The organism is Enterobacter sp. 2VL, assembly GCF_005503595.1.
GTDB lineage: Bacteria > Pseudomonadota > Gammaproteobacteria > Enterobacterales > Enterobacteriaceae > Enterobacter > Enterobacter cancerogenus.
Window position 1 is genome coordinate 364,143 of record NZ_SCNE01000004.1, and the last position, 25,623, is coordinate 389,765.

Consider the following 25,623-nt stretch of genomic DNA (forward strand, 5'->3'; position numbering starts at 1 on the left):
TGAGGAGAACATCATGGGCAAGTTCAAATTTCCCTCCGCTTACACCATTCTCTTTTTCCTGATTGCCGTGGTTGCCGTGCTGACGTGGATTGTACCGGCCGGGCAGTACCACATGGCGATGAACGAGGCGCTCGGTAAAGAGGTACCGGTGGCCGGCACCTACGCGCACGTCGCAGCGCATCCGCAGGGACTGGTCTCCGTGCTGATGGCACCGATCGCCGGGCTGTACGATCCGGAATCCGGCCAGGCCGGGGCGATCGACGTCGCGCTGTTTATCCTGATCATCGGCGGTTTTCTCGGGATCGTCACCAAAACCGGGGCGATCGACGCCGGGATCGAGCGCGTCACCACCCGCCTTCGCGGACGCGAAGAGTGGATGATCCCGATCCTGATGGCGCTGTTTGCCGCAGGCGGCACGATTTATGGCATGGCTGAAGAGTCGCTGCCATTTTACACCCTGCTGGTGCCGGTGATGCTGGCCGCCCGTTTCGATCCGGTGGTTGCGGCCTCCACCGTCCTGCTCGGCGCGGGGATCGGTACGCTCGGCTCCACCATTAACCCGTTCGCCACGGTGATCGCCGCCAACGCGGCGGGGATCCCCTTCACCAACGGTATCGCCTTACGCGTGGCGCTGCTGGTGATTGGCTGGCTCATCTGCGTGGCGTGGGTAATGCGTTACGCCCGCAAAGTGCGCAAGGATCCGTCGCTCTCCATCGTTGCGGACAAGCAGGAGGAGAACCTCGCCCACTTCCTCGGCAACAAGGGCGAGCAGTCGCTGGAATTTACCCCGGTGCGTAAACTTATCCTGCTGATCTTCGCGCTCGCCTTCGCGGTGATGATCTACGGCGTGGCGGTGCTCGGCTGGTGGATGGCGGAAATCTCGGCGGTGTTCCTTGCCAGCGCGATTATCGTGGGCCTGATCGCCCGCATGAGTGAGGAGGAGCTGACCTCCACGTTTATCAACGGCGCACGAGATTTGCTGGGCGTCGCGCTGATTATCGGCATCGCGCGCGGTATCGTAGTCATCATGGATAAGGGCATGATTACCCACACCATTTTGCACAGTGCGGAAGGTCTGGTCACCGGCTTATCAACGGTGGCGTTCATCAACGTGATGTACTGGCTGGAGGTGGTTTTGTCGTTTCTTGTGCCTTCTTCGTCCGGCCTGGCCGTACTGACGATGCCGATCATGGCGCCGCTCGCCGATTTCGCTAACGTCAACCGCGACCTGGTGGTCACGGCTTACCAGTCGGCATCCGGCATCGTTAACCTGGTCACTCCTACCTCTGCCGTCGTGATGGGCGGGCTGGCTATCGCCCGCGTGCCTTACGTGCGTTATCTCAAATGGGTGGCGCCGCTGCTGGCGATCCTGACGGTGGTGATTATGGTGGCGTTAAGCCTGGGTGCATTGTTGTAATTTGCCGGATGGCGCTGCGTCTGTCCGGCCTACGGATCGGTGCAGCGCCACCGGTTATTTCGGGAACTGATAGGGTAAATATGATGGATTACGAAGAGTACTCACCCAAAGAGCAACTACAGCTGACGGTGTGCCAGCGTCTGATCGCCGAAAAGAGCTATCTCTCCCAGGAGGAGATCCGCCGCGACCTGCAGGAACATGGTTTTGAGACCATCAGCCAGTCCACCGTTTCGCGCCTGCTGAAGTTGCTCGGAGTCATAAAAATTCGAAATGCCAAAGGGCTAAAGATTTATTCGTTGAATCCACAGCTGCGCCCTGCCCCCGACGCCGCGCGCACCGTTTCCGAAATGGTGGTCAGCGTGGAGCACAATAGCGAATTTATCCTTATCCATACCGTCGCCGGATATGGCCGCGCGGTGGCGCGTATTCTGGATTATCACCAGTTACCGGAAATTTTAGGCGTGGTTGCCGGAAGCAGTATCGTCTGGGTGGCACCGCGTGTCGTGAAGCGCACCGCACTGGTGCATAAGCAAATTAATTATTTACTCAGAACGCATTAATATTCACAAAGAACCGTTTGCATTGAGTAAAGCGTGCATTAAATCGCTTGATCCGCATAACGGGGTGCGTATAATGCCCGACAATTTGCCGGGAGGAAGCATGGTCAAGCGTGTACGACATATCGTCTTACCGCGTCTGAAATCAGACGCTGGCCTGCCGTTTTTCTTCCCGTTGCGTACCCTATTCCCAGAGCCCCTCATTTGAGGGGCTTTTTTTTGCCCGGCGTCAGGAGATAAACATGAATCCGCTTTATCAAAAACACATCATTTCCATAAACGACCTCAGCCGCGAAGAGCTGGAACTGGTTCTGGAAACCGCGGCAAAACTGAAAGCGAATCCGCAACCGGAGCTGCTGAAGCACAAGGTGATCGCGAGCTGCTTCTTTGAAGCCTCAACCCGCACGCGCCTCTCCTTTGAAACCTCCATGCACCGCCTGGGCGCGAGCGTGGTGGGCTTCTCGGACAGCAGCAACACGTCGCTGGGTAAAAAAGGCGAGACTCTGGCGGATACCATTTCGGTTATCAGTACTTACGTTGATGCGATTGTCATGCGCCATCCGCAGGAAGGGGCCGCCCGTCTGGCGACCGAATTTTCCGGCGGCATTCCGGTGCTGAACGCCGGCGACGGTGCGAACCAGCATCCCACGCAGACCCTGCTGGATCTGTTCACCATTAAGGAAACCCAGGGCACGCTGGAAAACCTGAACATCGCCATGGTCGGCGACCTGAAATATGGCCGCACCGTTCACTCCCTGACCCAGGCGCTGGCGAAATTTAACGGCAACCGCTTCTTCTTTATCGCCCCGGACGCGCTGGCGATGCCGCAGTACATTCTCGACATGCTCGATGAAAAAGGCATCGCGTGGAGCCTGCACGCCAGCATCGAAGAGGTGGTAGGCAACGTCGATATTCTGTATATGACCCGGGTGCAGAAAGAGCGCCTGGATCCGTCTGAATATGCCAACGTGAAGGCACAGTTTGTCCTGCGCGCCAGCGACCTCGAGGGGGCGCGCGGCAACATGAAGGTATTGCACCCGCTGCCACGCATCGATGAAATCAACACCGACGTGGATAAAACCCCGCATGCCTGGTACTTCCAGCAGGCCGGGAACGGCATCTTCGCTCGCCAGGCGTTACTGGCACTGGTTCTGAATCGCGATTTGGCTCTGTAAGGGGAAACGACAATGACACACGATAACAAACTCCAGGTTGAAGCCATCAAACGTGGCACCGTGATTGACCACATCCCTGCGCAGGTCGGCTTTAAGCTGTTGACCCTGTTCAAACTGACCGAAACCGACCAGCGCATCACCATCGGCCTGAACCTGCCGTCGGGCGAAATGGGCCGCAAAGACCTGATTAAAATCGAGAACACCTTCCTGACCGACGAACAGGTCAACCAGCTTTCCCTGTACGCGCCGGACGCCACGGTGAACCGCATCGACGACTATGACGTGGTGGGTAAATCCCGCCCGAGCCTGCCGGATCGTATTGAGAGCGTGCTGGTCTGCCCGAACAGCAACTGCATCAGCCATGCTGAGCCAGTTTCATCCAGTTTTGCAGTGAAAAAGCGCGCGAACGACATCGCACTCAAATGCAAATACTGTGAAAAAGAGTTTTCTCATTATGTGGTGCTGGCCAACTAATTGAGGTTGGTAATGAAAACCCGGCTGTTATAATGGCCGGGAACATTCTTAACGCTGTAATTCTGGAGAAAACATGAGCAAAGTACTCGCGACGGAAAATGCACCAGCCGCTATTGGCCCATACGTTCAGGGCGTTGATCTGGGCAGCATGATCATCACCTCCGGTCAGATCCCGGTGAACCCAAAAACCGGTGAAGTGGCGGAAGACGTAGCCGCACAGGCGCGTCAGTCACTGGAAAACGTGCAGGCGATTGTGGAATCAGCGGGCCTGAAAGTGGGCGATATCGTGAAAACGACCGTTTTCGTTAAAGACCTGAACGACTTCGCGACCGTGAACGCGACCTACGAAGCGTTCTTCACCGAGCATAACGCGACCTTCCCGGCGCGCTCCTGCGTGGAAGTGGCGCGTCTGCCAAAAGACGTGAAAATTGAAATTGAAGCGATCGCCGTACGTCGATAATATATTTCAATGAATTCAAGGCAGCTACGGCTGCCTTTTTTATTTCGACCATTTTTACTCTCTGTATAAAATGACATATAACCTTGTCCATTATTAGACTTTATTCGCCAAGTAATACTTTCTTTTAATGGACGAGTAATGAAACTTTCAAAAATCGCATTTGCAATCGCAACATTGACCGTTGCCTCTTCTGCATTTGCTCATGGATATATTGAGTCTCCAGCCAGCCGTGCTTATATGTGTAAGCTCGGTCAAAATATTGATTGCGGTACCGTTCAGTACGAACCGCAGAGCGTGGAAAAATCCTCCGGTTTCCCTACTGGCGCGATGCCGCCTGATGGTCAACTCGCCAGCGCCGGTATTTCTCAGTATTCCCAGCTCGATAAACAGAGCCTGAATGCGTGGACGAAAAGCCCTATGACGGCCGGTCCACACCAGTTCGTCTGGTATCATACTGCGCCACATAAAACGACTAACTGGCGTTATTATATTACCAAACAAAACTGGAACCCGAATAAACCTCTGACCCGCGATCAATTCGAATTAACGCCATTCTGTACCGTTAACGGTAATGGCCAGGCACCTGCCCAGCGTCAGACAATGAATTGTAATGTGCCTGAGCGTACCGGTTACCAGGTTATTTATGGCGTTTGGGAAATTGCCGATACCTCTAACAGCTTCTACCAGGCTATCGACGTTGATTTCGGTAACGGCGGCAACGTGACGCCAGACGAAACGCCAGCAGTAGTGTCCGAGTGGACTAAAACGCTGAACGGCCAGATCGCAGGTAATAACCTGAACGCAGGCGACAAAGTGATCGCGCGCTTCTTCGACGCAAACGGCGAAGTGGCCTCTATGCGCACTGAATTGACCATCGCCTCTGCTGAACAGGGTGATGCGAACCAGTGGTCTTACGACCTGGCGCAGCAGATCAACAACGCACACGGCGACGTTCGCGTTGGCGTTAAAGATGAAAGCGGTGAAATCAACCCGGTTCACGGCGCAAACAGCGTGTTCGTGAAAGATGGCAGCCAACTGAAGTCCGTTGCTATCTCCTATGAAGAGCAGCAGGCTGACGTGAGCGAAACCATCGCCGTATCTAACCTGCAGTACAGCAAAATTGAAAACGGCAACGCAACCGTCACCTTCCACGTGAATACCCACGGTGACGTGAACCTGGAAGCGCACGTCATGAACCACATGGGTGCGGAAAAAGGTTATGTGAAGCAGGACATGAATAACGCCAACCAGGACGTGACCATGAACCTGACCGACGTGACCGCAGGCCACCACATGCTGAAATACTACGCGACCAACAAAGACGGCACGATGTTCGCTCAGGACGTGCTGAACCTGATGCTGGAAGAAGATTCTGCAAGCGGTAACACCGGCAGCTACGACTTCACCTTCCCGCAGAATATCGGGTCGTACAAAGCAGGTACCGTGGTATTGCAGCCAAAAAATGGCAAGACTTACCAGTGTAAGCCTTTCCCTTACAGCGGCTACTGCGTGCAGTACAGCCCAACGGCAAACCAGTATGAGCCAGGCGTTGGCGCTCACTGGAAAGAAGCGTGGGTTCTGAAGAACTAATCTGAAGCATTCCGTTGCTTTTGCGCCCGGCGGCACTGCGTTTGCCGGGCCTACACGTTACGTAGGCCCGATAAGCGAAGCGCTACCGGGCTTCTCTTTTTACTGATTCCGCGTGGCGCGCAGCAGCGTCTCCAGCGGATACACCGCCGCAATCACCACCTCATCCTGAATCTTCGCCGCGTTATCCAGCTCGTTCTGAATCGAGGCAATCTCTTTATCGTCCAGCGTCCCCTGGCGCGCCACCAGATCGGTCAGCCGCAGACCTATCGACGCCAGTTTATCCACCTCCTGAATCACCGGCTTGATGGCCTTCAGCTGGTAGCTGTTCTCGCTTAAGGCCAGCGCATCGCTGGTGTTGTTCTGCCAGCGGTTGAAGACGTGGCGCAGCGCGTCGGCGCTTTCCGTGTCCTCGGCATCGCTGACCAGCCTGTCGACCCATTTATTCATCTGACGCACGGTCAGGCTTTCTGCATTCAGGGCATCCGCCAGGCGGTTAAGCGGCTCAAACTGATGATAATTTCCGGCCTGGAACTTGAGGTGCTGGCGGGTGTAATACTGCGCCGGTTCAATCGCCTGGGCGAGGATCTGCAGCGGTAAGGTATCGGCGCTGTTTGCCAGCCGGGTAAACTGCACCTGCTGCTGGGTGTGCTGCTGGAGGCCCACCGACACCGTCGTCCAGCTGTCCATCGCCTGCAGGCGGGTGTACATGTTATCGACGTCGTTGACATCCTGCGCCGACCACAGCCGCTCCGCCACGGCAAAGGCGCGCGGCCACAGGCGAATGTCCAGCACCGGGGCGACCACGTTTTCCGCCCACAGCGCGGCTTCACCGCCGAGCAGGTTGGCCTGGTTGCCGGGCGACGGAACGACCGGGGCGACGCCTTTCGGTATCTCATCCAGCCGTTTGCCGACGATCGGATACCGGGCGTTACCCACCAGGAAATAGCCGCCGAGGGTGTCGTTATTAACAGAAACCACCGGTCGCGTTTCCCCCATCCAGGTGTCCACGGTGAAGGTCACCTGATTGTCGTCGCGCCACTGGATATCCTGCACCGCACGGCGAGATTTGCCGGCAAAATCAATGAAACCGCGCCAGCCCGCATTGCCTTTCACCAGCGTAAAGCTCCCCTCTACCGGCTTGCCTTTCAGGCGCGGCATGGAGAAGGACCAGCTCTGCGCGCTATCGTCATCGGCAATAACATCCACCCCGTTCAGCCCCTGGGGGAGGATTTCGTTGCGATAGTGGTAGGCGGTGGACTGCGGCTGGTCGAGGTAAAAGCCCGTCGAAAGGATCCCTTTATAGCCCTTCTGCGCCACCTGCCCCAGTGCGTCCTGTCCCTGCCAGGACTGGATTAGAATGCTTTTCGGCAGATCGGGATGGAAGATCTCGTCCCAGCCAACCATCTGGCGGTGATGTTTTTCGAGGATCGTCTCCAGCCGACGGTTGAAGTGCGCCTGCAGCGCGTGGCTGTCCGCCAGTTTGTTACCGCGCATGAATGTCTGAATGGCGGCGTTTTCTTTCCACTGGGTGTCGTCCACCTCGTCACCGCCGATATGCAGATACGGATCGGGGAAGATCGCCGCCAGTTCGCTGACCATCGCGTCGGCAAAGGTATAGGTCGCCTCTTTTGTCGGATCGAGAACCGGCTTCAGCACGCCCCAGTGGCGCTCCATCTGATACGGCCCCGGGGCGCTCATCAGCTCAGGATAGGCCACGGCAATTGCCGAAGCGTGACCCGGCATGTCGATTTCCGGCACCACGCGGATGCCGCGTTCGGTGGCGTAACGCACGATCTCGCGCATCTGCTCAGGGGTATAAAACAGCCCGTCGCTGGCAAGCTGGGTCAGTTTAGGGTAGCGCGTCGAGGTGAAGCGCCAGCCCTGATCGTCGGTCAAATGCCAGTGCAGCACGTTGAGCTTTGCCGCCGCCATACCGTCAATTTGACGTTTGATATCCGGCAGGGGAATGAAATGCCGCGCCGAATCCAGCAGCAGGCCGCGCCACGGGAAGCGGGGGGAATCCTCTATCGTCACCCACGGCAGCGAGGTGTTTTCCGCGCCGTTTTGAACAAGCTGGAGCAGCGTTTCCATCCCGCGCAATGCGCCAAAACGCGTGTTGGCCGAGATCGTCACGCCGCTGGCATCCACGACGAGCCTGTAGCTTTCATCGCTGTCGGGCAGCGGCTGCGGTTTGACCTTTTTGGCTATCGCAATGCGGATGGTGGGTTTTTCAGGTTTCCCGGCCTGCGGCTGGAGCGTCCAGCCGGTTTGCAGGGCAATACGCTGACGCAGACGGTTGACCGCCTCACCGAGATCGTCGCCGCTGACGCTGACGGAGAGGTTATCGGTGAGTACCAGCGCCCCCTGCGTGGTGGGGCGTTCGACCTTTGCAGGCCAGGGCATCAACGGGAGATCGCCTGCCGGATCGGCAAATGCGGAAGCGCCGAGCATAAGCCCGGCGGTTAAGAGACTGTACCGTAACATGAATGTTCCTTATCTGACGGGCCAAATAAAGGCAAAACATTTTGTTAACATGCGTACAAATTGTCGTCAAGCGCAAGGGCCGACGCAGATCACAGGTTGTTGAATTTAGGAGGAAAGCTATCTGCCGGGTGGCGGCTTCGCCTTACCCGGCCTACGTTTGGATCGTAGGCCCGGTAAGCGCAGCGCCACCGGGCGTGGTTTTACTGCCACCCATACCGGCGCGCATAGAACCCTTTCACCATCTGCGTCAGCACCATGTAACCCGCGAGGATAGCCACCAGCCATGGGAAGTAGCTCAGCGGCAGCGCCTGCAGCTGCAGGTAGCTCGCCAGCGGCGAGAACGGCAGCGCGATACCGAGCGCCATCACGATGCCGGTCATGACGATCAGCGGCCACGCGGCACGGCTCTGGATGAACGGAATGCGGCGCGTGCGGATCATATGCACCACCAGCGTTTGCGACAGCAGCCCCACCACGAACCAGCCGGACTGGAACAGCGTCTGGTGTTCAGGCGTGTTGGCGTGGAACACAAACCACATCAGGCAGAAGGTCAGGATGTCGAAGATCGAGCTGATCGGGCCGAAGAACAGCATAAAGCGGCCAAGATCGGACGGGTTCCAGCGCTGCGGCTTCTGGATCTGCTCATCATCAACGTTATCAAACGGGATCGCCACCTGAGAGACATCGTACATCAGGTTCTGGATCAGCAGGTGCAGCGGCAGCATTGGCAGGAACGGCAGGAACGCGCTCGCCACCAGCACGCTGAAGACGTTACCAAAGTTGGAGCTGGCGGTCATCTTGATGTACTTAAGCATGTTGGCAAAGGTACGACGCCCTTCGATCACGCCCTCCTCCAGCACCATCAGGCTCTTTTCCAGCAGGATGATATCCGCCGCTTCACGGGCAATATCCACCGCGCCGTCGACGGAAATACCAATGTCCGCCGCGCGCAGTGCCGGGGCATCGTTAATGCCGTCGCCCATAAAGCCCACCACGTGGCCTTCGCGGCGTAGCAGAGTGACAATGCGCTCTTTGTGCATCGGCGTCAGGCGGGCAAACAGCGTGGTGCGCTGGGCAAGGGCCGCCAGTTCATCGTCGGACAGGGGCTCAATGTCGCTGCCCACCACCACATCGCCCGCGTCCAGCCCCACTTCGTGGCACACTTTCGCCGCCACCAGCTCACTGTCGCCGGTCAGGATTTTCACGGTAATACCGCTGGCCTTCAGCGCCTTCAGCGCCGGCGCGGTGGTCTCTTTCGGCGGATCGAGGAATGCGATGTAACCTTCGAGGATCAAATCGGATTCATCGATACGCTGATAGTCCCCTTCCCGCGCGGGCAGGAACTTGCTGGCGACCGCCACCACGCGCAGTCCCTGTCGGTTCAGGTTGTCGGTGACGCGTTTGATGCGGCGCAGCATGGTGTCGTCCAGCGGCACAATCTCGCCGTTATGGCGCACCTGGGTTGAAACGTTGAGGATCTCCTGCAGCGCCCCTTTGCAAATCAGCTGATGCACATCCTCTTGCTCGCTCACCACAACCGACATGCGGCGGCGCTCGAAGTCGAACGGGATCTCATCCACCTTCTGCCAGCGGCCAGAGAGCGTGCGGGCAGACTCTTCGTCTACGCCTTCCAGCACGGCGACGTCGAGCAGGTTTTTCAGCCCGGTCTGGTAATGGCTGTTGAGCCAGGCGCTGTGCAGCACGCGATCGCTGGTTTTACCGGCGATATCGGTGTGGTTCTCCAGCACGATTTTGTCCTGGGTCAGCGTGCCGGTTTTATCGGTGCAGAGAATGTCCATCGCGCCGAAGTTTTGAATGGCGTCGAGGTGCTTAACGATAACTTTTTGCTTAGAGAGTTTGACTGCCCCGCGTGCCAGGGTGGAGGTCACAATCATCGGCAGCATTTCCGGCGTCAGGCCGACGGCCACGGAGAGCGCGAACAGCGCCGCTTCCCACCAGTCGCCCTTGGTGTAGCCGTTGATCAGCAGCACAATTGGCGTCATCACCATCATAAAGCGGATCAGCAGCATGCTGACGCGGCCAATGCCCTTCTGGAACGCATTCGGCTCGCTCTCCTGCTCGGTGACGCGCCCGGCCAGCTGCCCAAACCAGGTGTTGCCCCCGGTCGCGGTGACAATCGCCTGCGCCGTGCCGCTCACCACCGTGGTGCCCATAAAGCACAGGGTATCGCACTCCAGCGGGTTTACCTGCTGCGGCTCGCGAGTGCGCGCCACTTTCTCAACCGGCAGGGATTCACCGGTCAGCGAGGCCTGCGCCACAAACAGATCGCGGGCCTGAATGATGCGTAAATCCGCGGGGATCATATCCCCGGCGGCGAGCTTCACCAGATCGCCCGGCACCAGCTGGTCGATAGGCAGCTCAACCCAGGCGTTTTCCCCCAGATCGTTAATCACGCGGGAGACGGTCGCCGTGTTGCTGACCATCGCTTTCAGGGCGTCCGCCGCTTTGGTGGAGCGGGCTTCCTGAATGAAATTGAGTAACGTGGAGATGCCCACCATCAGCGCAATCACCCCGGCGGCAAACAGATCTTCGGTCGCGTAGGAGATAATGCCCAGCACGGTCAGCAGCAGGTTGAACGGGTTACGGTAGCAGTGCCACAGGTGCACCCACCACGGAGACGGCTTTTGCGCCGGGATCTGGTTGTCGCCGTGCACGGCGCGGATTTTTTCCACTTCAAGCGCGTTCAGCCCTTCCGGATGTCCGCCAAAGGCGCGCCAGACTTCGTTTTCATCCATTGCCGCCACGTTCAGGCAGCGTTTGGTCAGGGATACCGGGATCGCCGCACCGGCCAGATGTTTGGCGTTCGGCAGCGGGTCGCGCTCGGTCAGGCGACGTGGCAGATGACGGCTCAGCTGGGCAAGCAGCTGGCGAGTAATATTTTTAAGCATAGTAAGCTCCCCGCATCCGCCGGGCGGATGCAGTCTTTCCTGCAGGCGCGACAAAGCCGGGCCTGAGGGGCACTTAAGATTTCAAGCAGGAGCGTTTAAAACGCGCTGCCTCACGTAACCGGTGAGCAGCGCGGAGGCTGGCTTACCGGTAAGAAATTGCTCTCCCGTTCAGGAGAGGGGCGGGATCGGGATCCATATAGCCTCCGGTAAGTAAAAAGTGGGATGTCGCCGCGCAGTATAAGGATTTATCCATACCGTTTGTGACGATTCGGGCGGTATTATAACCCCAGGCAAATAAACCTAACGTAAACCAGACTTTGCCCATAGCGAATTCGCGCTATAGCATTAGGCTCAATTGACCATTTTGTCGTTGTTACAGGGAAAACAGCATGCAGAACCGCCTTACGATTAAAGACATCGCGCGTTTAAGCGGCGTGGGGAAATCCACCGTCTCGCGCGTGCTCAACAACGAAAGCGGTGTCAGCGAACGCACGCGTGAACGCGTCGAGGCGGTGATGAATCAGCACGGTTTTTCCCCTTCCCGCTCCGCGCGCGCCATGCGTGGTCAGAGCGACAAAGTCGTCGCCATTATCGTCTCGCGTCTGGATTCTCTCTCAGAAAACCTCGCCGTACAGACCATGCTTCCCGCCTTTTATGAGCAGGGTTACGATCCCATCATGATGGAGAGCAAGTTCTCGCCGCAGATGGTGGAAGAGCACCTGGGCATGCTCCAGCGCCGCAACATTGATGGCGTGGTGCTGTTTGGCTTTTCCGGGATTCAGGACGAGATACTCAAGCCGTGGCAGCGGTCGCTGGTGCTGCTGGCGCGCGATGCCAGCGGGTTCGCCTCCGTTTGTTACGATGACGAGGGGGCGATTATCACCCTGATGCAGCGCCTGTTCGAGCAGGGCCATCGCTATATAAGCTATCTGGGCGTCCCGCATACCGACGTGACCACCGGCAAGCGCCGCCACGAGGCATACCTGACGTTCTGTAAAAAACATAACCTCCCCGCCGTCGCGTCCCTGCCGGGCCTGGGCATGAAGCAAGGGTATGAGCAGGCCGCAAGCGTCCTGACGCCCCAAACCACCGCGCTGGTCTGCGCCACGGATACTCTGGCGCTTGGCGTAAGTAAGTATTTACATGAACAGCGTATTACCGATTTGCAGGTCGCAAGCGTGGGCAGCACGCCGCTGATGAAGTTCCTGCACCCGGAGATCATCACCGTCGACCCCGGCTACGCGGAGTCTGGCCGACAGGCAGCCGCGCAGTTGATAGAGCAGATTAATGGCCGCGCGGAGCCGCGCCAGATCGTTATTCCCTCACATCTGGCTTAACCCTCCAACATCAGATTATTGTGATCCTCCCCCAATTTCGGGAACGTTCCCGTTTTCGCCGTCACGCTTAAAGAGTAGGCTTGCGCTCAGGTCATAACCCCTATCAATAGATCATGAGGTTTCATGATGAGTAAAGTCAGACAAGCAGATATCGACCAGTTGATCGTCCTGGTCGGCGGACGCGAGAACATTGCGACCGTCAGCCACTGTATTACCCGCCTGCGCTTCGTGCTGAACGATCCGGCCAAAGCCAACCCTAAAGCCATTGAAGAGCTGTCGATGGTCAAAGGCTGCTTCACCAACGCCGGTCAGTTCCAGGTCGTTATTGGTACCGAAGTGGGCGATTACTATCAGGCTCTGCTGGCGACAACCGGGCATTCCTCCGCCGATAAAGAGCAGGCGAAGAAAGCCGCGCGCCAGAATATGAAGTGGCACGAACAGCTTATCTCCCATTTCGCAGAGATTTTCTTCCCGCTGCTGCCGGCGCTGATCAGCGGGGGTTTAATCTTAGGGTTCCGCAACGTCATCGGGGACGTGCCGATGAGCGACGGCAAAACGCTGGCGCAGATGTACCCGGCCCTGCAAAGCATCTATGATTTCCTGTGGCTGATTGGCGAAGCGATCTTCTTCTATCTGCCGGTGGGGATCTGCTGGTCCGCGGTGCGCAAGATGGGCGGTACGCCGATTCTCGGCATCGTACTGGGCGTCACGCTGGTCTCTCCACAGTTAATGAACGCTTACTTACTTGGTCAGCAGGTGCCGGAAGTATGGAACTTCGGCCTGTTTACCATCGCAAAAGTCGGTTATCAGGCGCAGGTGATTCCCGCCCTGCTCGCAGGCCTGACGCTGGGCTTTATCGAGACGCGCATCAAGCGCATGGTGCCGGATTATCTCTATCTGGTGGTGGTGCCGGTCAGCTCGTTGATTATTGCGGTGTTCCTCGCGCATGCCTTTATCGGTCCGTTTGGCCGCCTGATTGGCGACGGTGTGGCCTTCGCGGTGCGTCACCTGATGACCGGCAGCTTCGCGCCGATTGGTGCCGCGCTGTTTGGCTTCCTGTATGCCCCGCTGGTGATCACCGGCGTGCATCAGACCACGCTGGCGATTGATATGCAGATGATCCAGAGCCTTGGCGGCACGCCGGTCTGGCCAATCATTGCGCTCTCTAACATCGCACAGGCTTCTGCGGTCACCGGCATTATCATCGTCAGCCGCAAGCATAACGAACGTGAAATCTCCGTTCCGGCGGCGATCTCCGCCTACCTCGGCGTGACCGAACCGGCAATGTACGGCATCAACCTGAAGTATCGCTTCCCGATGCTCTGCGCAATGATCGGCTCCGGCCTGGCGGGCCTGCTGTGTGGCCTGAACGGCGTGATAGCGAACGGGATCGGCGTCGGCGGGCTGCCGGGCATCCTCTCCATTCAGCCCGCGTTCTGGCAGGTGTTTGCTCTGGCAATGGCCATCGCAATTATTGTCCCGATGGCGCTCACCACCGTGATATACCAGCGTAAATTCCGTCAGGGCACGCTCCAGATCGTCTAACGTTATCTTTCGGGGCGCAGTTGCGCCCCCTTCGCATTTGCAGGAACGCATTATGAATACCCTTCCTCACTGGTGGCAGAACGGCGTCATCTATCAGATCTACCCGAAGAGCTTCCAGGACACGACCGGGCGCGGCACCGGCGATTTACGCGGCGTAACGCAGCGTCTTGATTACCTCAAAACGCTCGGGATCGACGCCATCTGGCTGACGCCGTTTTACATCTCCCCGCAGGTGGATAACGGTTACGATGTGGCGAATTACACCGCCATCGATCCGGCCTACGGTACGCTGGACGATTTTGATGAGTTGGTCGCCGAGGCGCACCAGCGCGGCATTCGCATTGTTCTGGATATGGTGCTGAACCACACCTCAACGCAGCACGCCTGGTTCCGCGAATCGCTGAATAAAGCCAGCCCGTATCGTCAGTTCTACATCTGGCGCGACGGCACGCCGGACCAGTTGCCTAACAACTGGCGTTCGAAATTCGGCGGCAACGCCTGGCGCTGGCATGCCGAGAGCGAGCAGTATTATCTGCACCTTTTCGCCCCGGAGCAGGCGGACCTCAACTGGGAGAATCCTGACGTACGCGCCGAGCTAAAAAGCGTGTGCGAATTCTGGGCCGATCGCGGCGTGGACGGCCTGCGTCTCGACGTGATCAACCTGATTTCAAAAGACCAGAATTTCCCGAACGACGACGTGGGCGATGGCCGCCGCTTCTATACCGACGGGCCGCGCATTCACGAGTATCTGCAGGAGCTGAGCCGCGACGTCTTTACGCCGCGCAACCTGATGACCGTAGGCGAAATGTCATCCACCTCGCTGGAGAACTGCCAGCAGTACGCATCGCTCGATGGCCGGGAGCTGTCGATGACCTTTAATTTCCATCACCTCAAGGTCGATTATCCCGGCGGCGAAAAGTGGACGAAGGCAAAACCAAACTTCGTGGCGCTGAAAACCCTGTTCAGCCACTGGCAGCAGGGGATGCATAACAAAGCCTGGAACGCGCTGTTCTGGTGTAACCACGATCAGCCGCGCATTGTGTCGCGCTTTGGTGACGAGGGGGAATACCGCGTCGCCGCCGCGAAGATGCTCGGCATGGTGTTGCACGGCATGCAGGGCACGCCTTATATCTATCAGGGCGAAGAGATTGGCATGACCAACCCGCACTTCACGCGCATCACCGACTATCGCGACGTGGAAAGTCTGAACATGTTCGCCGAACTGCGGGCAACCGGTCGCGATCCGGATGAACTGCTGGCGATCCTGGCGAGTAAATCCCGCGATAATGGCCGCACGCCAATGCAGTGGGATGCCTCGCACAACGCGGGCTTTACCGCAGGCGAACCCTGGATTAACGTCTGCGATAACTACGAAACCGTGAACGCCCGCGCGGCGCTGGATGACCCGGATTCGGTGTTTTATACCTATCAAGCGCTGATTCGTCTGCGTAAAACCCTGCCAGTGCTGACGTGGGGGGATTATGAGGATCTTCTGCCTGACCACCCTTATCTGTGGTGCTACCGCCGCCAGTGGCAGGGGCAAACTCTGATCGTGGCCGCAAACCTCAGCCCTGCGCCTCAGGAGTGGCGTCCCGATGCCCTGCACGGCGAGTGGAACGTGGTAATGAGCAACTATGCCGGTCCAGACGCGGCAGTGCTCCGGCCGTTTGAAGCCGTCTGGTGGCTGCAGGCGTAAACCTCAGGAGATACGGCGCGGGTCGTATCTCCGCTATTTCCGCGTTTAGCGATACGCTAAATGTATGACAATAACTTTTACATATTGCAACGGCAAAAATAAAAATAGCCCTGCCAATTAAATAACCCCGGCAGGATATGATGAAACAGACAATTATTAAAGCAAGTTGTATTAGCGCATTATTAATCAGCGCTCAGGGATGGTGCGGAAATACCGCCGTCGATCTGCGTTTTGGTCATAATACGCGATCTGACGTAAACGACTCCCGTATTAAGGTTATGCATCAGGCGGATAACGGTTTTTACTTTTCCGTTGAGGCTGCACAAAATCATAACGATACCTTTTTTGGCGATACCGACCGATATAACGCCGACGATAAAGGCTTAACCGAAGCCGCGCAGGAAATTGAGACGCGCTGGCGCTTCGATCTCGGCAATGGTTTCGCCGTTGCGCCCGGTATGGTGACCGTTTTCACCGCCAGCAACACGCACTACCGTCCCTTTATCCAGGGATGGAAAGCCTTCGACAATGGCCTCAATCTCTCCACACGCTATCGCTACAACACCGTAAACGACGCGCACAGTGATAAACAGCTGGACGGCAGCGGCTATACCCGCCGTGAATCCCATCAGTTCGATATCTGGTTTGCCTATAACATTGGTAAATTCGGTATGTCCTATAACCCGCGTTTCCGCTGGCAGGATAATGTCGATCAGGGGACCGGGGATGATACCTACTGGGAGCATACCGTGGCGTTCAACTATAAGCTCGACGACGGCTGGACGCCGTATGTCGAACTGGTCTCGCTGGATAAAACCTACATCGATGACGACGGCAATCATAAAAATGATTACGCCGTTCGCCTGGGCATTGTTAAACAGCTTTAACCGCGACCTTATACCGCATCGTGCTGCAAAAGCCTGCAGCCGATGCGGTCCACGGCACTTAGCAGCTCAAGCTGCCCTTCCCGCTGATAGAGCGAAACCGCGCTGATATCAATTGTTAACGGCCAGCAAAGCGTCGCCAAAGCAGCCAGCGACGATCCCTGACGGGTGATCGCCACAATCTTCAGCCCTTTTCGCAGCGCGTTACGCGCCATTTCGATAAGCGACTGGGTCTCGCCTGATTTACTGATCAGCACCAGCGTCCCTTTCGACACGCGCGTGAGCTGGTGCATGTCGTTGAGGATCAGATGCGGCAGGCTCGCCAGCGACAAAAAGCGCGACAGGTAGTTGAGGCTGGTAAGCGAGGCACCCCGCGCGTACAGGTAGATATGGCTGGCGTGCACCAGCAGCCCGGAGACCTCCGTCACAATCCCCTCTTCATTTGCCACCCCGCAGGGGGCGGCGGGTGAGGCCAGCGATTGATCGCCCAGAAAACGATACCGAAGCTCGGTATAGCTCTTATACCCCATCTTTTTACAGACGCGGTTAACCGATGTCGTGGTGGTAAATGTATCCCGGGCAATCTCTTTTGCGGAAATATTAGAAATAGAATGCGCATGGAACTGGATGTATTCAAATATTAAACGTTCACTTCCCTGAAAAGAATTCATATATCACGCCCTGTTAAAACCAGACGCTATATTAACATCTCACGGAAATAGTCTCTGGAAGGCGCTTCACACATTGCATCAAGGCGTATCGTGATACGCAATTAGTATTAGCAAACATTAAGGCTTGTTTTTGTTTCTCTTTATACTGCCGTTATTTTCACAGTCAGGAATTTATTACAATGATGAAACAAAAAATTATCGCTGTAACGGCCTGTCCGACAGGAATAGCGCACACTTTTATGGCCACCAATAAAATTATGGCCTGGGCAAAACAGCACAACATTGAGGTCAAGGTCGAAACGCAGGGAAGCGACGGCGTCAAAAACAGGCTCACCAAACAGGATATTGCCAACGCCAGCGCGATTATCCTGGCGACCGACGTGCCCATTCAGGATGTGGAACGTTTTGACGGCGTTCCGCACCTTAAAACGCGCACCCAGGAGCTTATCAAGGATACCGACCGCTACCTGCGCCAGGCTTTAGCGATGGGAAAACGCGCCGAAGCCGGGGAACAAGAGCCGGAGATTACGCGCTCCGCCTACCAGATTTTTATCGGCCACATCATGGCGGCCATCAGCTACATGTTACCCGTGGTTGTAATGGGCGGCCTGATGATGGCGACGGCCAAAATCACCGGGCAATTCATCAACATTGAGCATTCACCGTTTAGCCTGCTGGATAAGCTCGGCTTTATGACCATTAAGTTCATGTATCCGGTGTTCGCCATGTATCTGGCGTTTTCGATTGCCGGCAAGCCCGCCCTGATCCCTGGGCTTATCGGCGGCATTATGTCCGATGAGGTGTATAAGCGCTTTTTCGACATTGAGACCTTTATGCCGTCGGGCTTTTTTGGCGCCATTGGCATCGGCTTTTTCGTGGGTTATCTGGTGCGGTGGCTTAACGATACTATCCACGTCCGCCAGCAGCTCACCACCATCAAAACCATGCTGCTCGTGCCGCTGATCACCGGCATCACGCTGGTGATGGTGATGGAATATCTGATCAATCCGGTTTTCGGTTCACTCAACCAGCTGATGGTGGTGTTTTTTACCTCGGCAGGCGATACCGGACGCGGCTTCTATTCAGCGATGATCGCCGCAGGCACCGCGTTCGATCTGGGTGGGCCTGTCAATAAAGCGGCGGGTTCGGTGGCGCTCGGCCTGAACGGCGTGAGCGAAACCTTTGATTTAACCGCCCGCGAATTATCCATCGTGATCCCTTCCATCGGCGTCGGCCTTGCGGCGTTCCTGAATGGCCGCTTTGGCCTGCCGGACGTGTTTTCCCGCGAAGAGAAAACCGTTGGCAGTACCTCGCTGCTGCTGGGCCTGATTGGCATTTCAGAGGGCGCAATCCCCTTCATCCTGAAAAACCCGCGCCTGATCCCCGTGTTTATGATCGGCGCCGTCTCTGGCGCGCTGCTGGCGATTGCCCTGGAGGTGAAGCAGACGCTTCCCCTGCCCGCCATCTGGGGATGGCCGCTGGCCACAAACGTGGCAGGCTATCTTGCCAGCGTGTGCGTGGGCGCGCTGATCTGCGCGTTAGGCGTGCTCTACGTCAGCCCTAAAAACGCGGATTAAGGGAAATATCATGAGTCAAATTCACGTTATTGCCCATACGCACTGGGATCAGGAGTGGTATTTCACGCGTCAGGACAGCACGGTGCTGGCATCCTGGAACTTTGCAGACGTTATCGACACGCTGGAGCAGGACCCGACCTACCGTTGCTACCATCTTGATGGGCAGATGGCGGTGGTGGACGATTTCCTGGCCGTGAATCCGGAATACACGCCGCGCCTGAAGAAGCTGGTCAGCGAGAAACGGCTGTTTGTCGGGCCGTGGTATACCCAAACCGACAGCTGGAACGTTCACGGTGAGTCGATCGTGCGTAACCTGAAATATGGCATTGCCGCCGCGCGGGCGCTCGGGCACGCGATGCAGGTGGGCTATCTGCCGGACACCTTCGGACACAACGCGCAAATACCAACGATCCTGCGCGGCTGCAATATCGATAACATCGTCTTCTGGCGCGGGATCGACCACGATCGCATGGCCAAAAACAGTCAGTTTCTGTGGCGCGCCCCCTCTGGCGAAACGGTTATCGCCTGCGCGATGGCGCTGGGTTACGGCGCGGCCAAAAATATGCACGCCGATCCCCACCATCTTGAAAACAAAATCTTCCCGATTGTCGATCTGCTGCGCGAACGTGCGGGCATCGACAACCTGCTGCTGCCCTGCGGCGGCGATCAGGTTAGCATCGACCCGACGCTGCCGCGCACGCTGCAAACGGCGAGCGAGCGCTCCCCCGCCCGTGACCGCTATTTCCTCAGCTCGCTTGAGGAGTACGTGGAGAGCCTGCGCCCGCAGCGCGAGCGGCTTGAGGTATGGGAAGGCGAGCTGAAATCACCGCGCTACACCCGGATCCACAAAACCATCGGCTCCGTGCGCTACGACATCAAAAAGAAAAACGACGAGATTGAACAGTTCATCCTGCGCCAGCTGGAGCCTGCGATTGCGATTGCGCGCCATCAGGGAATTCCGGTCAGTCTGGGGCTGGTCGATACCCTGTGGAAAAAACTGCTGCGCTGCCATGCCCATGACTCCATGGGCGGATGTAACAGCGACGCGACGAACCGGGATATTCTTCATCGCCTGGAGCAGACCTGGCAGCTTTGCCACAGCTTGTGGAATCTGGTCGTTAAGGGGCTGGCGATAGCAAGCTGCGACGACGGCGATCTGCTTATCTTCAACGCCCTGCCAAGCCGCACCAGCCGCGTGGTCAAAACCACGTTGTACAGCCGCGCCGACAATATCGCGCTGACGCATCAGGGTAAGCCGCTCGCCTTTGAGGTGCTGTCCAGAGAAACCCTGCCCGGAGGAAGCGTTATCTCTCTCGGTTCGCAGGGGGAATGTGAAACGCCCCTGCCGCCTTATTACCGCTGGCACATTGCGCTGCTGGCGCAGGCGCTGCCTGCCGTTGGCTACCGGGCCATTACCGTTCAAGCCAACCCCGCAGCGTTTGTGCCGACGCGCCAGGAAACGGCCAGCGAGATTGAAAATGAAGTCTGTCGGCTGGCAATCGACGCCGGTACGCTTACGCTTCACGATAAGCGCAACGGCAGGTGCATCACCGGGCTGTTTAGCTTGGAAGACTGTGCGGATGCCGGAGACAGCTACGATTTTTCGCCCCTGCCGGAGGATGAACCCACCCGCTGCTGGCACTTCACCCTGATCGACTGCAAAAAGCATACTCTCATTGAGCGGATGGAGCTTGAGGCCCTGTTATACCTGCCGCGAGACCTCTCTTCCCGCACGGATAACAGCTTCATACCGCTCACGATCCACGTCGTGTGCGAGCTGCGTCAGGGCGACCCCAATCTGTATGTTGATATCTCTCTTGAAAACAGCGTCTGCGACCATCGGTTGCGCCTGCTCATTAACAGCGACATTCGTACCCGAACGTCCATTGCGTCGCAGCCGTTCGACATCGTTCACCGCCCAACGGGGTGTGACGACCTGAACTGGCAGGCGCACTATCGCGAGCGGCCGGTGGATATCGAAACCAGCGAGGGGATCATCGCCATCGCCGAGCCGGGTAAAGCGCTGGTGGTAAATAGCCGCGGCATGAAAGAGTTTCAGGTTGTCGGGACGAAACAGGCTGCTATTGCGCTGACGCTGTTTAAGTCCACTGGCGTACTGGGGCGTAGCAACCTTGAGTGGCGACCAGGGCGCGCATCGGGCATTAACAATACGGTGGTCGAAACACCGGATGCGCAGTTGCTCAAGCAGCTGCACTTTTCGTTTAGCGTTGCGCTGGCGGACAATGCCGACCATCTCACGCTGCGTCAGCTGGAAAATCAGGCCTGCGGTCAGCCCTTTACCTACCAGCGGCAATCCCTGCACACGCTGGATAATCGCCTCGAGCGCTTTCAGCTGCGCCATCCCGAGCGGCATCTTCCGGCGGAATGTTCATTGCTGTCGTTGCCGGAGCCACTCATTCTCTCTGCGCTGCCCCATGCGCGCACTCTGTCCGGAACCATCGTACGGGTATTTAACGCCGGAACGCAGCCGGTGCCGGTTCCCGAGAACCTGGCCGGGCTTTTACAGATCAACTATCTCGAAGAGCCCGTTCCGCCGGTAACCCTGATTGCCCCTTCCTGTACCTGCGACTTTTTGCTTGAGGTTTAATATGAATTTGCGTGCGTTGACGTACCCGGACCTGATTTTTATCAATCCCCCTTTATCTACGCCTGACGCGCTGATCGAACGGATGTCCGCCTCCCTGGCGGTGCGCAACCTGATCGGCGATAAAGAGGCGTTTATTCGCTGCGTGCTGCAACGCGAGAGTGAAGGCCCCACCGCGCTTGGCGAGGAGCTTGCCGTACCCCACGGTAAGTCGCCCGTGGTCCAGCGGGCGGCGTTTTGCCTGGCGCTGTTTGACGACCCCATTCTCTGGCCCGGTCTGGAGGGCGATGAAGACGTCAGAATGGTTTTCCTGCTGGCTATACCGGAAGCCGAAGCGGGCAGCACGCATATGCAGCTGCTGACTACGCTGACCTCCTCCCTCACGGATGAACGTGTGCGCAACCGCCTGCTGGCAGCGCGTACGTGCGAAGAGGCGTTATCCGCCCTTAATGCCGAAGCGCATACGGCGACTGACGATAAACCTGCCCGCTCCCTTTTACTTCCCACGATCCTTGGGGCGATCGCGGCGGCAGCCTTTCTGCATGCCGGATTACGTTGGCTTATCGGTTTGGGCTAACGCGCTGGCGCTCAGGGTCACCCACGCTGAGCGCCTGTTTTTGTTGTAAAAATAACCGGATTTTTCCTTTATTTTTTACAAAGGCTGTAGCGCCCGCCGTTTGTACTCTCGTCTTTTTACTTTGTTCTGAATCAAAAAAATCGCAAACATGTTTGATGCAAATCACTATATATAGCCATTAAAATGCAGCCCGACCCAACATCTTGTATTTATCGTCTACTATTCCAACAACAAGACGGCATCGACGCTGGCCGGAATTGTGGATAACAAGTGTCGGGAACGAGGGAAGTGACTGCCCCGGTTGATAATCCATCCGGTGAATACTTCCCCGCCTTTGTGGATAACCTGTTTTTAAAATGGAGTGATCATGACACCGCATGTGATGAAGCGTGATGGCTGTAAAGTGCCGTTTAAATCAGAGCGCATCAAAGAAGCCATTCTTCGTGCAGCTAAAGCAGCGGGAGTCGATGACGCAGATTACTGCGCCACCGTCGCAGAAATCGTTAGCAGCCAGATGAATGAACGCAGCCAGGTGGACATCAACGAGATCCAGACCGCGGTTGAAAACCAGCTGATGTCCGGGCCGTACAAGCAGCTGGCGCGTGCCTACATCGAGTACCGTCACGATCGTGACGTCCAGCGTGAGAAACGCGGTCGCCTGAACCAAGAAATTCGTGGCCTGGTGGAGCAGACCAACTCCTCGCTGCTCAATGAAAATGCCAATAAAGACAGTAAAGTGATCCCCACCCAGCGCGACCTGCTGGCCGGTATTGTCGCCAAACACTACGCCCGCCAGCACCTGTTGCCGCGTGACGTGGTCTCCGCGCACGAGCGCGGCGAGATCCACTACCACGATCTCGACTATTCACCGTTCTTCCCGATGTTCAACTGCATGCTGATCGACCTGAAAGGCATGCTGACCCAGGGCTTTAAGATGGGGAACGCCGAGATTGAGCCGCCAAAATCGATCTCCACCGCGACGGCGGTCACGGCGCAGATCATCGCCCAGGTGGCGAGCCATATTTACGGTGGCACTACCATCAACCGCATCGATGAAGTGCTGGCACCGTTTGTGACCGAGAGCTTCAATAAGCACCGTAAAACGGCGGAAGAGTGGCAGATCCCGGACGCTGACGGCTACGCCCGCTCCCGCACCGAAAAAGAGTGCTACGACGCGTTCCAGTCTCTGGAATATGAAGTCAACACGCTGCATACCGCCAACGGCCAGACGCCGTTCGTTACCTTCGGTTTTGGCCTCGGCACCAGCTGGGAGTCGCGTCTGATCCAGCAGTCGATTCTGCGTAACCGCATCTCTGGTCTGGGCAAAAACCGCAAAACCGCGGTGTTCCCGAAGCTGGTGTTCGCCATCCGCGACGGCCTGAACCACAAGTTTGGCGATCCCAACTACGATATCAAACAGCTGGCGCTGGAGTGCGCGAGCAAGCGCATGTACCCGGACATCCTCAACTATGACCAGGTGGTTAAGGTTACCGGCTCGTTCAAAACGCCAATGGGCTGCCGCAGCTTCCTCGGCGTGTATGAAGACGAAAACGGCGAGCAGATCCACGACGGGCGCAACAACCTGGGCGTGATCAGCCTTAACCTGCCGCGCATCGCGCTGGAGGCTAAAGGTAACGAAGCGGCGTTTTGGACGCTGCTGGACGAACGTCTGCAACTGGCCCGCAAGGCGCTGATGACCCGCATCGCGCGTCTTGAAGGGGTGAAAGCCCGCGTGGCGCCCATCCTTTATATGGAAGGGGCCTGCGGCGTGCGTCTGAAGGCGGACGATGACGTATCCGAGATCTTCAAAAACGGTCGCGCATCGATTTCTCTCGGTTACATCGGTATTCACGAAACCATTAACGCGCTGTTTGGTGACAAACACGTTTACGACAGCGAAGCGCTGCGTGAGAAAGGCGTTGCGATTGTTCAGCGTCTGCGCGATGCCGTTGACCAGTGGAAAGACGAAACCGGCTACGGCTTTAGCCTGTACAGCACGCCAAGCGAAAACCTGTGCGACCGCTTCTGCCGTCTGGACGCCGCCGAGTTCGGCATCGTGGAAGGTGTAACCGACAAAGGCTACTACACCAACAGCTTCCACCTGGACGTTGAGAAAAAGGTGAACCCGTACGACAAGATCGACTTTGAAGCGGCCTACCCGCCTATCGCCAGCGGCGGCTTCATCTGCTACGGCGAGTACCCGAACATCCAGCACAACCTGAAGGCGCTGGAAGACGTATGGGATTACAGCTATCAGCACGTTCCGTATTACGGCACTAACACGCCAATCGACGAGTGCTACGAGTGCGGCTTCACCGGTGAGTTTGAGTGTACCAGCAAAGGCTTCACCTGCCCGAAATGCGGTAACCACGATGCGGCCCGCGTCTCCGTTACCCGCCGCGTGTGCGGCTATCTCGGCAGCCCGGACGCGCGTCCGTTCAACGCCGGTAAGCAGGAAGAAGTGAAGCGCCGCGTGAAGCATTTGGGGAATGGGCAGATCGGTTAAGTTCTTCGCCGGGTTCCCCCCTCACCCTACCCCTCTCCCTCAAGGGAGAGGGAATAGATTGAGCACATTGTTATGCCTGCCGCCGGTTTTCTCCCTCTCCCTGTGGGAGAGGGCCGGGGTGAGGGCATCAGGTTAAACCTATGAATTATCATCAGTATTATCCCGTCGATATCGTCAACGGCCCCGGCACACGCTGCACGCTTTTTGTGGCAGGCTGCGTTCACGAATGCCCTGGCTGCTACAACAAAAGCACCTGGCGTCTGAATTCCGGTCTGCCGTTCACCGATGAGATGGCGGATCGGATCATCGCCGATCTGAACGACACGCGCATTTCCCGTCAGGGTATTTCACTCTCTGGTGGCGATCCGCTCCATCCGCAGAACGTCCCGGAGATCCTGAAGCTGGTGAAACGTATTCGCCGCGAGTGCGTCGGAAAAGATATCTGGGTCTGGACCGGCTATAAGCTGGATGAGCTGGATGCTCAACAGAGGGAAGTGGTGGACCTGATCAACGTGCTGGTCGACGGCAAGTTTGTGCAGGACCTGAAAGATCCGGCACTGATCTGGCGCGGCAGCAGCAATCAGGTTGTGCACCATTTGCGCTGAGCGCTAAAGCCGTTTGCTTGCGGCCTGATACGCAGCGGATTTCTCTCGCTTACCAATGGAAATGACAAAAACAATAACCACCGCGTCCCGCACCTGATAAACCAGGCGGTAGCCAGAGGATTTTAGCTTTATCTTGTAGCAGTCAGGCAGGTCATGCAGGCGGGCAGATTCATTCCGGGGATTCACCAGTACGCTGGCTAACTTCTTCTTAAACTGGGCTTTCACGGTATCGCCCAGTTTATGCCACTCCTTTAATGCCCTCGGGTCGAATTCCAGTTCATAAGTCATCCAGACTAACCTTAATTCCCTTTTGTGGATTAGCCAGTCGCTCCCGGACTGTCTGAATAAGCGCCTCTTCACCGTCGCTTATGGTGACGGTTTTCACCGGCATGCGTCCGGTCTCTGCAACGTACTGAAACAGTAGCCGCACCGCTTCAGTGGGGGTGATATTGAGTTTTTCCAGCACGGCATAAGCCTCGTTTTTAAGTTTGTCATCCAGACGGACGTTCAGCGTGGCCATTATGCCTCCGGTAATGAGCAATGTGTAATGCAGT

21 protein-coding genes are annotated in these 25,623 nt (G+C 57.0%); 16 read left to right on the forward strand and 5 right to left on the reverse strand.

Annotated features, from left to right (window positions below; all coding sequences use genetic code 11):
- The first annotated feature begins 13 nt into the window (after positions 1-13).
- The 7 genes from FFS28_RS12535 (at position 14) to gbpA (ending at position 5,673) form a co-directional block, all read left to right on the forward strand.
- The gene (locus tag FFS28_RS12535; protein WP_058609569.1) at positions 14-1,417 is read left to right on the forward strand and encodes a YfcC family protein; all 1,404 of its coding nucleotides are present in this window, start codon (positions 14-16) and stop codon (positions 1,415-1,417) included.
- Between the two features lie 80 nt (positions 1,418-1,497).
- The gene (locus FFS28_RS12540; RefSeq protein WP_042322591.1) at positions 1,498-1,977 is read left to right on the forward strand and encodes an arginine repressor; all 480 of its coding nucleotides are present in this window, start codon (positions 1,498-1,500) and stop codon (positions 1,975-1,977) included.
- A gap of 100 nt (positions 1,978-2,077) precedes the next feature.
- Positions 2,078-2,182 carry a pyrBI operon leader peptide gene (locus FFS28_RS12545; RefSeq protein ID WP_006179090.1) on the forward strand — a complete coding sequence of 35 codons (105 nt, stop codon included), beginning with the start codon at positions 2,078-2,080 and terminating at the stop codon, positions 2,180-2,182.
- Positions 2,183-2,216: 34 nt separating this feature from the next.
- The gene (pyrB, locus tag FFS28_RS12550; protein ID WP_137849700.1) at positions 2,217-3,149 is read left to right on the forward strand and encodes an aspartate carbamoyltransferase; all 933 of its coding nucleotides are present in this window, start codon (positions 2,217-2,219) and stop codon (positions 3,147-3,149) included.
- Between the two features lie 12 nt (positions 3,150-3,161).
- Complete coding sequence (gene pyrI, locus FFS28_RS12555; protein WP_003863370.1) at positions 3,162-3,623, forward strand: aspartate carbamoyltransferase regulatory subunit; 462 nt, start codon at positions 3,162-3,164, stop codon at positions 3,621-3,623.
- A 73-nt stretch (positions 3,624-3,696) separates the two neighbouring features.
- Complete coding sequence (gene ridA / locus FFS28_RS12560; protein ID WP_006179088.1) at positions 3,697-4,083, forward strand: 2-iminobutanoate/2-iminopropanoate deaminase; 387 nt, start codon at positions 3,697-3,699, stop codon at positions 4,081-4,083.
- A gap of 138 nt (positions 4,084-4,221) precedes the next feature.
- Positions 4,222-5,673 carry an N-acetylglucosamine-binding protein GbpA gene (gene gbpA, locus FFS28_RS12565; protein WP_101738333.1) on the forward strand — a complete coding sequence of 484 codons (1,452 nt, stop codon included), beginning with the start codon at positions 4,222-4,224 and terminating at the stop codon, positions 5,671-5,673.
- 99 nt (positions 5,674-5,772) lie between these two features.
- Here the strand turns inward: gbpA and FFS28_RS12570 are convergent, their stop codons facing one another.
- Positions 5,773-8,157 carry a beta-N-acetylhexosaminidase gene (locus FFS28_RS12570; RefSeq protein WP_137849701.1) on the reverse strand — a complete coding sequence of 795 codons (2,385 nt, stop codon included), beginning with the start codon at positions 8,155-8,157 and terminating at the stop codon, positions 5,773-5,775.
- 200 nt (positions 8,158-8,357) lie between these two features.
- Positions 8,358-11,066, reverse strand: coding sequence for a magnesium-translocating P-type ATPase (mgtA, locus tag FFS28_RS12575; RefSeq protein ID WP_137849702.1), 2,709 nt, complete (start codon positions 11,064-11,066; stop codon positions 8,358-8,360).
- 389 nt (positions 11,067-11,455) lie between these two features.
- Here mgtA and treR point away from each other — a divergent pair, with 389 nt between their 5' ends.
- From treR to FFS28_RS12595, 4 genes are all read left to right on the forward strand, one after another.
- Positions 11,456-12,403, forward strand: coding sequence for a trehalose operon repressor TreR (treR, locus tag FFS28_RS12580; RefSeq protein WP_137849703.1), 948 nt, complete (start codon positions 11,456-11,458; stop codon positions 12,401-12,403).
- A 126-nt stretch (positions 12,404-12,529) separates the two neighbouring features.
- Positions 12,530-13,948: a PTS trehalose transporter subunit IIBC gene (treB, locus tag FFS28_RS12585; protein WP_088208907.1), complete on the forward strand. Its 1,419-nt coding sequence runs from the start codon at positions 12,530-12,532 to the stop codon at positions 13,946-13,948.
- A gap of 52 nt (positions 13,949-14,000) precedes the next feature.
- Positions 14,001-15,644 carry an alpha,alpha-phosphotrehalase gene (gene treC / locus FFS28_RS12590; RefSeq protein ID WP_137849704.1) on the forward strand — a complete coding sequence of 548 codons (1,644 nt, stop codon included), beginning with the start codon at positions 14,001-14,003 and terminating at the stop codon, positions 15,642-15,644.
- 140 nt (positions 15,645-15,784) lie between these two features.
- Positions 15,785-16,531, forward strand: a complete 747-nt coding sequence (locus FFS28_RS12595; RefSeq protein WP_137849705.1) for an oligogalacturonate-specific porin KdgM family protein — start codon at positions 15,785-15,787, stop codon at positions 16,529-16,531.
- 8 nt (positions 16,532-16,539) lie between these two features.
- Here FFS28_RS12595 and FFS28_RS12600 read toward each other — a convergent pair whose 3' ends face one another.
- The gene (locus FFS28_RS12600; protein WP_006179078.1) at positions 16,540-17,199 is read right to left on the reverse strand and encodes a MurR/RpiR family transcriptional regulator; all 660 of its coding nucleotides are present in this window, start codon (positions 17,197-17,199) and stop codon (positions 16,540-16,542) included.
- Between the two features lie 179 nt (positions 17,200-17,378).
- On the opposite strand from FFS28_RS12600, the gene FFS28_RS12605 reads away from it, so the two are divergent.
- The 5 genes from FFS28_RS12605 (at position 17,379) to nrdG (ending at position 25,069) form a co-directional block, all read left to right on the forward strand.
- Positions 17,379-18,776 (forward strand): PTS fructose transporter subunit IIC, encoded by a 1,398-nt coding sequence (locus tag FFS28_RS12605; RefSeq protein ID WP_137849706.1) that lies wholly within the window; start codon positions 17,379-17,381, stop codon positions 18,774-18,776.
- Between the two features lie 10 nt (positions 18,777-18,786).
- Positions 18,787-21,384 (forward strand): glycoside hydrolase family 38 N-terminal domain-containing protein, encoded by a 2,598-nt coding sequence (locus FFS28_RS12610; RefSeq protein ID WP_137849707.1) that lies wholly within the window; start codon positions 18,787-18,789, stop codon positions 21,382-21,384.
- A gap of 1 nt (position 21,385) precedes the next feature.
- On the forward strand, positions 21,386-21,958 hold the full coding sequence (locus FFS28_RS12615; RefSeq protein ID WP_137849708.1) for a PTS sugar transporter subunit IIA: 573 nt from the start codon (positions 21,386-21,388) through the stop codon (positions 21,956-21,958).
- 367 nt (positions 21,959-22,325) lie between these two features.
- Positions 22,326-24,464 carry an anaerobic ribonucleoside-triphosphate reductase gene (gene nrdD, locus FFS28_RS12620; RefSeq protein WP_058609558.1) on the forward strand — a complete coding sequence of 713 codons (2,139 nt, stop codon included), beginning with the start codon at positions 22,326-22,328 and terminating at the stop codon, positions 24,462-24,464.
- Between the two features lie 140 nt (positions 24,465-24,604).
- Positions 24,605-25,069: an anaerobic ribonucleoside-triphosphate reductase-activating protein gene (gene nrdG / locus FFS28_RS12625; protein WP_137849709.1), complete on the forward strand. Its 465-nt coding sequence runs from the start codon at positions 24,605-24,607 to the stop codon at positions 25,067-25,069.
- A 3-nt stretch (positions 25,070-25,072) separates the two neighbouring features.
- Here the strand turns inward: nrdG and FFS28_RS12630 are convergent, their stop codons facing one another.
- The gene (locus FFS28_RS12630; protein ID WP_137849710.1) at positions 25,073-25,357 is read right to left on the reverse strand and encodes a type II toxin-antitoxin system RelE family toxin; all 285 of its coding nucleotides are present in this window, start codon (positions 25,355-25,357) and stop codon (positions 25,073-25,075) included.
- Positions 25,347-25,589 carry a type II toxin-antitoxin system RelB/DinJ family antitoxin gene (locus FFS28_RS12635; protein ID WP_006179065.1) on the reverse strand — a complete coding sequence of 81 codons (243 nt, stop codon included), beginning with the start codon at positions 25,587-25,589 and terminating at the stop codon, positions 25,347-25,349. The genes FFS28_RS12630 and FFS28_RS12635 overlap by 11 nt, the downstream gene beginning before the upstream one ends.
- Positions 25,590-25,623: the final 34 nt, after the last annotated feature.

Excerpts from the sequence above, each read along its gene's own strand:
- FFS28_RS12595 (WP_137849705.1), top strand. The coding sequence starts at position 15,785 with ATGAAACAGACAATTATTAAAGCAAGTTGTATTAGCGCATTATTAATC.
- ridA (WP_006179088.1), top strand. The coding sequence starts at position 3,697 with ATGAGCAAAGTACTCGCGACGGAAAATGCACCAGCCGCTATTGGCCCA.
- nrdD (WP_058609558.1), top strand. The coding sequence starts at position 22,326 with ATGACACCGCATGTGATGAAGCGTGATGGCTGTAAAGTGCCGTTTAAA.
- gbpA (WP_101738333.1), top strand. The coding sequence starts at position 4,222 with ATGAAACTTTCAAAAATCGCATTTGCAATCGCAACATTGACCGTTGCC.
- treC (WP_137849704.1), top strand. The coding sequence starts at position 14,001 with ATGAATACCCTTCCTCACTGGTGGCAGAACGGCGTCATCTATCAGATC.
- FFS28_RS12600 (WP_006179078.1), bottom strand. The coding sequence starts at position 17,199 with ATGAATTCTTTTCAGGGAAGTGAACGTTTAATATTTGAATACATCCAG.
- FFS28_RS12630 (WP_137849710.1), bottom strand. The coding sequence starts at position 25,357 with ATGACTTATGAACTGGAATTCGACCCGAGGGCATTAAAGGAGTGGCAT.
- nrdG (WP_137849709.1), top strand. The coding sequence starts at position 24,605 with ATGAATTATCATCAGTATTATCCCGTCGATATCGTCAACGGCCCCGGC.
- FFS28_RS12615 (WP_137849708.1), top strand. The coding sequence starts at position 21,386 with ATGAATTTGCGTGCGTTGACGTACCCGGACCTGATTTTTATCAATCCC.
- FFS28_RS12605 (WP_137849706.1), top strand. The coding sequence starts at position 17,379 with ATGATGAAACAAAAAATTATCGCTGTAACGGCCTGTCCGACAGGAATA.
- pyrB (WP_137849700.1), top strand. The coding sequence starts at position 2,217 with ATGAATCCGCTTTATCAAAAACACATCATTTCCATAAACGACCTCAGC.
- treR (WP_137849703.1), top strand. The coding sequence starts at position 11,456 with ATGCAGAACCGCCTTACGATTAAAGACATCGCGCGTTTAAGCGGCGTG.
- FFS28_RS12570 (WP_137849701.1), bottom strand. The coding sequence starts at position 8,157 with ATGTTACGGTACAGTCTCTTAACCGCCGGGCTTATGCTCGGCGCTTCC.
- FFS28_RS12535 (WP_058609569.1), top strand. The coding sequence starts at position 14 with ATGGGCAAGTTCAAATTTCCCTCCGCTTACACCATTCTCTTTTTCCTG.
- FFS28_RS12635 (WP_006179065.1), bottom strand. The coding sequence starts at position 25,589 with ATGGCCACGCTGAACGTCCGTCTGGATGACAAACTTAAAAACGAGGCT.
- pyrI (WP_003863370.1), top strand. The coding sequence starts at position 3,162 with ATGACACACGATAACAAACTCCAGGTTGAAGCCATCAAACGTGGCACC.
- FFS28_RS12610 (WP_137849707.1), top strand. The coding sequence starts at position 18,787 with ATGAGTCAAATTCACGTTATTGCCCATACGCACTGGGATCAGGAGTGG.
- mgtA (WP_137849702.1), bottom strand. The coding sequence starts at position 11,066 with ATGCTTAAAAATATTACTCGCCAGCTGCTTGCCCAGCTGAGCCGTCAT.
- FFS28_RS12545 (WP_006179090.1), top strand. The coding sequence starts at position 2,078 with ATGGTCAAGCGTGTACGACATATCGTCTTACCGCGTCTGAAATCAGAC.
- treB (WP_088208907.1), top strand. The coding sequence starts at position 12,530 with ATGAGTAAAGTCAGACAAGCAGATATCGACCAGTTGATCGTCCTGGTC.
- FFS28_RS12540 (WP_042322591.1), top strand. The coding sequence starts at position 1,498 with ATGATGGATTACGAAGAGTACTCACCCAAAGAGCAACTACAGCTGACG.